Below are 8,744 nucleotides of genomic sequence, written 5' to 3' on the forward strand. Positions count from 1 at the left end.
GTGGCCGCCCGAGGGCGCGCGCCCGTCGACCTCGCCGACCCGTACGGGCGCTCGCCGCGCGCGGCCACGGGTACGGCCCCGCGTTCCGGGGGCTGCGCGCCGCCTGGCTGCGCGGCGGCGAGGTGTTCGCCGAGGTGGCGCTCCCGGACGACCTGGACACGGGCGGGTACGGCGTGCATCCCGCGCTGCTCGACGCGGCGCTGCACCCGATCGCGCTCGGCCTGTTCGGCGAACGCGACGGCGCCCTGCTGCCGTTCGCGTGGTCCGGGGTGCGCCTGCACTCGTCGAACGCGCGGGTGCTGCGCGTCCGGCTGACGCGCGCGGGCGGGGACGGCTCCGCCACGGACGCGGTCGCGCTGGACGCGGCCGACACGGCGGGGCGGCCGGTGCTGTCGGTCGCGTCGCTCGCCGTCCGTCCCGTGGACCCGCGCGCGCTGGCGCGGTCGTCCGGCGGCGGGGACCTGTACCGGGTCGAGTGGCGCCCGAGCGCGCCCGTCCCCGGCCCGCGCCCCCGCGTCCGGCTGCTCGGCGACGAGGGCGAACCCGGCGACGCCGCCCCCGACGCGTTCGTCGCGCCGATGGCGCGCGCCGGCCCCGAACGAGCGCTCGAACTGGCCCTCGACTGGCTCGCCGACGAACGCCGCGCCGGTCGCCTGCTCGTGTTCGCGACCGAGGGCGCGACGGCCGTCCGTCCCGGCGACGACGCCGACCCCGACCAGGCCGCGATCTGGGGCTGGTGCGGGTCGCGCAGAGCGAGCACCCGGGCCGGTTCGCGCTGGCCGACCTGGACGGCCCGCCGGACCCGGCCCGCATCGCCGCCCACCTCACCGCCCCGGACGGCACCGACCCGCAACTCGCCCTACGCGGCCCGGCCGCCTTCACGCCGCTACTGACCCGCCTCCCGTCCGAAGGCCCCCGGTCCGGAAGCGGGACTCCCGGCAAGGTGTCCGACGGCTCCCCCCGCGACGGCTCTCCAGACGACACCCCCGACAGCACGTCCGACAGCACCTTCATCAACGGCACCTCCCGCAGCGGGGCATCCGACAGCGAAGCATCCGACAACCGCGCGTCCGACAACGGGGGACCCGCCGGCGGCGGGGTGTTCCGGGACGGGGGGACGGTGCTGATCACGGGGGGCACGGGCGGCCTCGGGGCCGTGCTGGCGCGGCATCTGGTGCGGCGGCACGGGGTGCGGCACCTGGTGCTGGCCGGCGGCGCGCGCCGCCGCGCCCGGCGCCGCCGAGCTGGCGGACGAGCTCGACGGGCTCGGCGCGCGCGTCACGCTCGCCGCCTGCGACGTGGGCGACCGCGCGGACGTGGCGCGGCTGCTGGCCGCGATCCCGGCCGGGCACCCGCTGACGGCGGTGATCCACGCGGCGGCGTGCTGGACGACGCGACGCTGACCGCGCAGACCCCCGAGCGGGTCGCCGCGGTGCTGCGCCCGAAGGCGCACGGGGCGCGGCACCTGCACGAACTCACCGCCGACGCGGACCTCACCGCGTTCGTCCTGTTCTCCTCGCTCGCCGGGACGATCGGCAGCGCCGGGCAGGCGCCGTACGCCGCCGCGAACGCCCACCTCGACGCGCTCGCCGCGCACCGCGCGGCGGCGGGCCTGCCGGCGCTGTCGCTGGCGTGGGGCCTGTGGGAGGAGGGCAGCGGGCTGACCGAGGGGCTCGACCGGGCCGACCTGGCGCGGCTGGCGCGGGGCGGCACGGCCGCGCTGTCCACCGAACGGGCCCTCGAACTGTTCGACGCGGCGCTCCGCATGGACGAGCCGGTGCTCGTCCCGTTCCGTCCGGACGTGTCGGCGCTCGGCGCGGCGGACGTCCCGCCGATGCTGCGCGGGCTCGTCCGCGCGGGACTGCCCCGCGCCGCCGCACCGGACGCCGCCGGGCCCGAGCGGACGGGCGGGGCGTCTGCGCTCGCGCGGCGGCTCGCCGGGCTGCCGGAGGCCGAACGCGCGGCCGAGCTGCTCGGTGTCGTCCGCCGCCAGGTCGCCGCCGTCCTGGGGTATTCCGGCGCGGACCACCGTCGCGGCCGACCGGGCGTTCCAGGAGCTCGGTTTCGACTCCCTCACCGCACTGGAGCTGCGCAACCGGCTCGGGACGGCCACCGGGCTGCGGCTCCCGGCGACCGCCGTGTTCGACCATCCCTCCCCCGAGGCGCTTCGCGGCCGTCGGCGCCGAACTCGCGGGCGACGCCCCGGCGGCCGCGGCGCCGGACGTCCGGACGGCCGCGGCCGACGGCGACCCGGTCGCGATCGTCGGCATGGCCTGCCGGTTCCCCGGCGGCGTCCGGTCGCCCGAGGACCTGTGGCGGCTCCTGCTCGACGGCTCCGACGCGATCGGCGACTTCCCCGCCGACCGGGGCTGGGACCCGGACCTGTACGACCCCGACCCCGACGCCCAGGGGAAGTCGATGACGCGGCGGGGCGGCTTCCTGGACGGTGCGGGCGACTTCGATCCGCGGTTCTTCGGGATGAGCCCCCGGGAGGCGCTGGCGGCCGACCCGCAGCAGCGGCACCTCCTGGAGGTCGCGTGGGAGGCCGTCGAGCACGCCGGGATCGACCCGCTGTCGCTGCGCGGCACGGAGACGGGCGTGTTCGCCGGGCTGATGAAGAGCGAATACGACGCGCGCGCCGACAAGCCGGAGGAGCTGGAGGGCTATCTCGGGACGGGCAACACCGGCAGCGTCGCCTCCGGCCGGATCGCCTACGCGCTGGGTTTGGAGGGGCCCGCGATCACGGTCGACACCGCGTGCTCGTCGTCGCTCGTCGCGGTGCATCTGGCCGCGCAGGCGCTGCGGAACGGCGAATGCTCCCTGGCCCTGGCGGGCGGCGCGACCGTGATGTCGTCCCCCACGACGTTCGTGGAGTTCAGCAGGCAGCGGGGCCTCGCCCCGGACGGCCGCTGCAAGCCGTTCGCGGCGGCGGCGGACGGCGCGTCCTGGGCCGAGGGCGCCGGGGTGCTCGTCGTGGAGCGGCTGTCGGACGCGCGCCGCAACGGCCACCGGGTGCTGGCGGTCGTCCGCGGCTCGGCCGTCAACCAGGACGGCGCGAGCAACGGGCTCACCGCGCCCAACGGCCCGTCGCAGCAGCGGGTCATCCGGCAGGCGCTGGCCGCCGCGGGACTGGCGGCGCACGAGGTGGACGCCGTCGAGGGGCACGGCACCGGCACGGCGCTCGGCGACCCGATCGAGGCGCAGGCGCTGCTGGCCGCCTACGGGACCGGCCGGGAGCGGCCCCTGCTGCTGGGCTCGATCAAGTCGAACATCGGGCACACCCAGGCCGCGGCGGGCGTCGCGGGGATCATCAAGTCGGTGCTGGCCATGCGGCACGGGCTGCTGCCGAAGACGCTGCACGTCGACGCGCCGACCCCGCACGTCGACTGGAGCGCGGGGACGGTCGAGCTGGTCACCGCCCCGACGCCGTGGCCGGGCACCGGACGGGCGCGGCGCGCGGCCGTCTCGTCGTTCGGCATCAGCGGCACGAACGCCCACCTCGTCCTCGAAGCGGAACCGCCCGCGCCGGCGCCGGAGGGCGAGGCGGAGCCCCGGCCCGCGATGCCCGTGCCGTTCCCCGTCGCCGCCGCCACCCCGGCCGCGCTGCGCGACCAGGCCCGGCGGCTGCGCACCCACCTGGCGGACGCCCCCGCGGCGGGACTCGCCGACATCGGGCGCACGCTCGCCACCGGACGTCCGCGGCTGGAGCACCGCGCCGTCGTCGCCGCGTCCGACCGCGCCGGGCTGCTCGACGGGCTCGACGCGCTGGCCGCCGGACGTCCGTCCCCGCAGGTCGCGCGGGCCGGCCGGGGACGCGTCGCGTCCTGCTTCACCGGCCAGGGCAGCCAGCGGGCCGGGATGGGGCGCGGCGCTGTACGAGGCGCACCCCGTCTTCGCCGCCGCGTTCGACGAGGCCGCCGACCTGCTCGACGCGCACCTCGACCGTCCGCTCCGCGAGATCGTGTTCGGCGCCGACGCCACGGCGCTGGACGGCACCGGGTACGCCCAGCCCGCCCTGTTCGCCGTGGAGGTCGCGCTGTTCCGGCTGCTGGAACACCACGGCGTGACGCCCGACCTGCTGATCGGGCACTCGGTCGGGGAACTGGCCGCCGCGCACGCCGCGGGCGTGCTGTCGCTGCCCGACGCGGCGCGGCTCGTCGCGGCCCGGGGGCGGCTCATGCAGGCGCTCCCGGCGGGCGGCGCGATGGTGTCGCTGGACGCGCCGGAGGACACCGTCCGCGACCTGCTCCCCGGGGACGGGACGGTGGCGGTCGCGGCGGTCAACGGCCCGGCCGCGACGTCGTGTTCGGCGCCGAAGCGGCCGTCCTCGCGGTCGCCGACGCGTGGCGGGAGCGCGGCGGGACGGCGCGGCGGCTGCGGGTGAGCCACGCGTTCCACTCCCCGCTGATGGACCCGATGCTCGCCGAGTTCCGCGCCGCGGCGGAGGCGCTGGAGTACCGGGCGCCGTCCGTCCCGGTGATCTCCAACCTGACCGGGGACGTCGCCGACGACCTCACCGACCCCGAACACTGGGTGCGGCACGTCCGGGAGACCGTCCGGTTCCGGGACGGGGTGCGCACCCTGCACGAGAAGGGCGTCACCGCGTTCGTGGAGCTGGGGCCGGACGCCGTCCTGTCCGCGCTGGTCGCCGACTGCGTCGGGGACGGCGCCGTCGCGGCGGCGACGCTGCGCCGCGACCGCCCGGACCCCGACGCCTACGCGCTGGCGCTGGCCACCGCCGTCGCCGCCGGGGCCGAACCGGACTGGTCCGTCCTGCACCCCGGCGGCCGGATCACCGACCTGCCCACGTACGCGTTCCAGCACGACCGCTACTGGATCGCCGCCCCCGCCGCCCGGCGTCCGCTGCTCACCGCGTCGGTCGACCTGGCCGACGGGGCGGGGCGCGTGCTGACCGGACGGGTGTCGGCCGCGGACCACCCGTGGCTCGCCGACCACACCGTCCGGGACACGGCGCTGCTGCCCGCGACGGCGTTCCTCGACCTCCTGCTCGGCGAGGGCGACGTCGCGGAACTCACCCTCGACGAACCCCTGCCGGTGCCCGCGCACGACCCGGTCGAGCTGCAGGTCACCGTCTCGCCGCCGGACGAACCGGACGCCGGGACGGTCGCCGACCACGCCCGTCCGGAGGGCACCGCCCCGTGGACCCGGCACGCCGCCGGGGCGCTGGCCGCCGCGCCGGAGGTGCGCCGAGCCGATCGGGGCGTGGCCGCCGCCGGGCGCGGACCCGATCGACCTGGCCGGGCTGTACACGCGGCTCGCCGACCTGGGCCTCGGCTACGGCCCGGCGTTCCGTGGCCTGACCGCCGCCTGGCGGGCCGGCGACACGCTGTACGCCGAGGTCGCGCTCCCGGCCGAGCCGCACGGCGCCGGGCACACCCTGCACCCGGCGCTGCTGGACGCGGCCCTGCACCCGGCCGCCGGAGGCGACGACCTGCGGCTCCCCCGGGCGTGGCGGGGCGTGACCGTACCGGACGTCCGGGCCGCCCGGGAGGCGACCGCGCTGCGGGTCCGGCTGTCCTTCACCGGCGAGGGCACCGTCGCGATCGCCGCCGAGACCCCCGACGGACGGCCCGTCCTCACCGTCCGGGCGCTGGAGACCGCCCCGGCGGGCGCCCTGCCCGCCGCGTCCAGAGGCGCGCTGTACGGCGTGGAGTGGACGCCCGCGCCGGCGCCCAACGGGCACCCGACCCCGGACGCCGCCGTCGTCCACGTCGAAAGCCACCTGATCGACGCGGACGCCGGGGCAGAGAGCGGTGCGGGCACGGGCGCGGAGGCGAGCCCGGAAACCGGCCCCGCGAACGGCAGGAGGACCGGCGCAGAAAACGGCGCGGGTGTCGGCACGGGGACCGGCGCGGCGAGCGCCCCGGGGATCGGCGCAGAAAACGGCGCGGGGACCGGTGCCGATGTCGCCGCGGCGGTGCGGGAGGTTGTCGGGCGGGTGCTGGCGCTCGTCCGGGAGCCTCGGGACGGCGCCGCGCCGCTCGTGATCGGGGTGCGGGAGTCGGACCTGGCCGCGGCGGCGGTGCGGGGGCTGGTGCGGACGGCGCAGGCGGAGAACCCGGGACGGTTCGTCCTCGTGCGGCACGACGGTGCGCGGCTGTCCGGACGGGACGTCGAGGAGGCGCTCGCCGCGCGCGACCGGAGGTCGCGGTGCGCGGCGGGCGGGCGCTCGTGCCGCGGCTCGCGCGGGTCGCGGCGGAGCGCCCCGGCGGACGTCCCGTCCCTCGGGCCGGACGGGACCGTGCTGATCACCGGCGGGACGGGCGCCCTCGGGGCGCTGACCGCGCGCCGGCTGGTCGAGCGGCACGGCGTCCGCGGTCTGCTGCTGCTGAGCCGCGGCGGTCCGGACGCGCCCGGCGCGGCGGCGCTGGCCGCCGAGCTGCGTGAGCTGGGCGCCGACGTCACCGCTCGCGGCGTGCGACGCCGCCGACCGGGACGCCCTGCGGGAGGCACTGGCGGCCGTCCCGGACGAGCGCCCCTCATCGGGGTCGTGCACGCCGCCGGGGTCCTGGACGACGGCGTCATCGGCTCGCTCGACGCCGGGCGGCTCGCCGGGGTGCTGCGCCCGAAGGCGGACGCGGCGTGGAACCTGCACGAGCTCACGGCGGACCTCGGCCTGCGGGCGTTCGTGCTGTTCTCCTCCCTCGCGGGCGTGCTGGGCAACGCGGGGCAGGCGGCCTACGCGGCGGCCAACGCGTTCCTCGACGAGCTCGCCCATCGCCGTCGGGAGGCGGGCCTGCCGGGGGTCTCGCTCGCGTGGGGCCCGTGGGCGGGCGCGGGAATGGCCGGACGGCTCGACGGCACACCGACCGGGCCCGGATCGCCCGCGCGGGCGCGTCCCCCTCACCGAGGAGGAGGGCCTGGCACTGCTCGACGCGGCCCTGTCCGGCGACGGCGGCGTGCTCGTCCCGGCGGCGTTCGACACGGCGGTGCTGCGGGACCTCGCGGCGCGGGGACGGCTCCCGTTCCCGCTGCACGGCCTCGTGCGTCCGGCGGACGCGCGTCCGGCCGCGAACGGCCACGGCGGTGCCACCGACGACCTGGCCGGGCGGCTCGCCGGGCTGGCCGAAGCGGACCAGGCCCGGCTCCTGCTGGACCTGGTGCGGGCCGAGGCGGCCGCCGCGCTCGGGTTCCCGGACGCGGCGGCGATCGACCGGGAGCAGGGCTTCATGGACATGGGCTTCGACTCGCTGACCGCGGTGGAGCTGCGCAACCGGCTCGGGGCGCGGACTGGGCGGCGGCTCCCCGCCACGCTGCTGTTCGACCATCCCACCCCGGACGCGCTGGCCGGGCATCTGCGCGCCGTCGTCGCCCCCGCGTCCGGCGACGGGACGGACGGGCTGTCGCAGCTCGACCGGCTGGAGGCGGCGCTGCCCGCCATCCTCGGCGACCGGGACTCCCGGGGGCGGGTGGCGGACCGGCTGCGGGACATGCTGACCCGCCTGGACGGGGCGGTGGCGGCGGAACTGCGCGAACGCGCCGCCGACCGGCTCGACGGCGCCTCGGACGACGACCTGTTCGACCTCATCGACAAGGAGCTCGGCGGCACATGACGAACGAGGAACGGCTCCGCGACTATCTCAAGCGGGTCACCGCCGATCTGCAGGCGACCCGGGAACGGCTCCGCCGCGCGGAGTCGGCGTCCCGCGAACCCGTCGCGATCGTGGCGATGAGCTGCCGGTATCCGGGCGGGGTCGGCTCGCCCGAGGACCTGTGGGAGCTCGTCGACGGCGGCGTGGACGCGATCACCGGGTTCCCCGAGGACCGCGGCTGGAACGTCGACGAACTCTACGACCCCGACCCGGACCGTCCGGGCACGAGCAGCGTGCGGCACGGCGGTTTCCTGCACGACGCCGCCTGGTTCGACGCCGACTTCTTCGGGATCAGCCCGCGCGAGGCCCCGGCCGTCGACCCGCAGCAGCGGCTGCTGCTGGAGACGTCGTGGGAGGCGTTCGAACGCGCCGGGATCGGCCCGGACGAGCTGCGCGGCAGCCGCACCGGCGTGTTCACGGGCGTGATGTACGACGACTACTCCTCGCGGCTGCGGCCCGTCCCCCGGGAGATGGAGGGGCTCGTCGGCACCGGCAGCGCGGGGAGCGTCGCGTCGGGCCGGATCGCGTACACGTTCGGGCTGGAGGGACCGGCCGTCACGGTCGACACCGCGTGCTCGTCGTCGCTGGTGGCGCTCCATCTGGCGGTGCGGGCGCTGCGCGACCGCGAATGCGACCTGGCGCTGGCGGGCGGCGTGACGGTGATGGCCACACCCGCCAGCTACGTGGAGTTCAGCCGCCAGCGCGGCCTGTCCCCCGACGGCCGCTGCCGCGCCTTCGGCGCCGGCGCGGACGGCACCGGCTGGAGCGAGGGCGCCGGCCTGCTGCTGGTCGAGCGGCTGTCGGACGCCCGGCGCAACGGGCACCGGGTGCTGGCGCTCGTCGCGGGCACCGCCGTCAACCAGGACGGCGCGAGCAGCCGGCTCACCGCGCCGAACGGGCCGTCGCAGCAGCGGGTCGTCCGGCAGGCGCTGACGGCGGCGGGCCTGGCCCCCGGGGACGTCGACGCGGTCGAGGCGCACGGCACCGGCACCCCGCTCGGCGACCCGATCGAGGCGCAGGCGCTGCTGGACGTCTACGGCCGCGACCGCGACCGGCCGCTGTGGCTGGGGTCGATCAAGTCGAACATCGGGCACACGCAGGCGGCGGCGGGCGTCGCGGGCGTCATCAAGA

General features: G+C 78.2%; 3 protein-coding genes and 5 pseudogenes. All 8 read left to right on the plus strand.

All coding sequences use genetic code 11. The features are described from left to right. On the plus strand, positions 1–893 hold an 893-nt coding region (locus BJF79_RS25160), incomplete at its 5' end, for a polyketide synthase dehydratase domain-containing protein (RefSeq protein ID WP_143220151.1). 227 nt (positions 894–1,120) lie between these two features. Beyond that, a pseudogene (locus BJF79_RS67240) lies at positions 1,121–1,639 on the plus strand (SDR family NAD(P)-dependent oxidoreductase); the annotation flags it as partial. A gap of 337 nt (positions 1,640–1,976) precedes the next feature. Beyond that, positions 1,977–2,108: pseudogene (locus BJF79_RS67245) on the plus strand (acyl carrier protein); the annotation flags it as partial. A 160-nt stretch (positions 2,109–2,268) separates the two neighbouring features. After that, a pseudogene (locus BJF79_RS57365) lies at positions 2,269–3,720 on the plus strand (type I polyketide synthase); the annotation flags it as partial. Between the two features lie 196 nt (positions 3,721–3,916). Continuing rightward, positions 3,917–5,052, plus strand: a pseudogene (locus BJF79_RS67250) (acyltransferase domain-containing protein); the annotation flags it as partial. Positions 5,053–5,263: 211 nt separating this feature from the next. Continuing rightward, positions 5,264–6,733: pseudogene (locus BJF79_RS67255) on the plus strand (KR domain-containing protein); the annotation flags it as partial. 187 nt (positions 6,734–6,920) lie between these two features. Next, positions 6,921–7,574, plus strand: a complete 654-nt coding sequence (locus tag BJF79_RS61515) for a phosphopantetheine-binding protein (RefSeq protein ID WP_075901011.1) — start codon at positions 6,921–6,923, stop codon at positions 7,572–7,574. Then, a partial coding sequence (locus BJF79_RS61520; RefSeq protein WP_262402548.1) for a beta-ketoacyl synthase N-terminal-like domain-containing protein occupies positions 7,571–8,744 on the plus strand: 1,174 nt, incomplete at its 3' end. The genes BJF79_RS61515 and BJF79_RS61520, both read left to right, overlap by 4 nt.

Origin of the sequence: Actinomadura sp. CNU-125 (genome assembly GCF_001942465.1) — a bacterium.
Classification (GTDB): domain Bacteria; phylum Actinomycetota; class Actinomycetes; order Streptosporangiales; family Streptosporangiaceae; genus Spirillospora.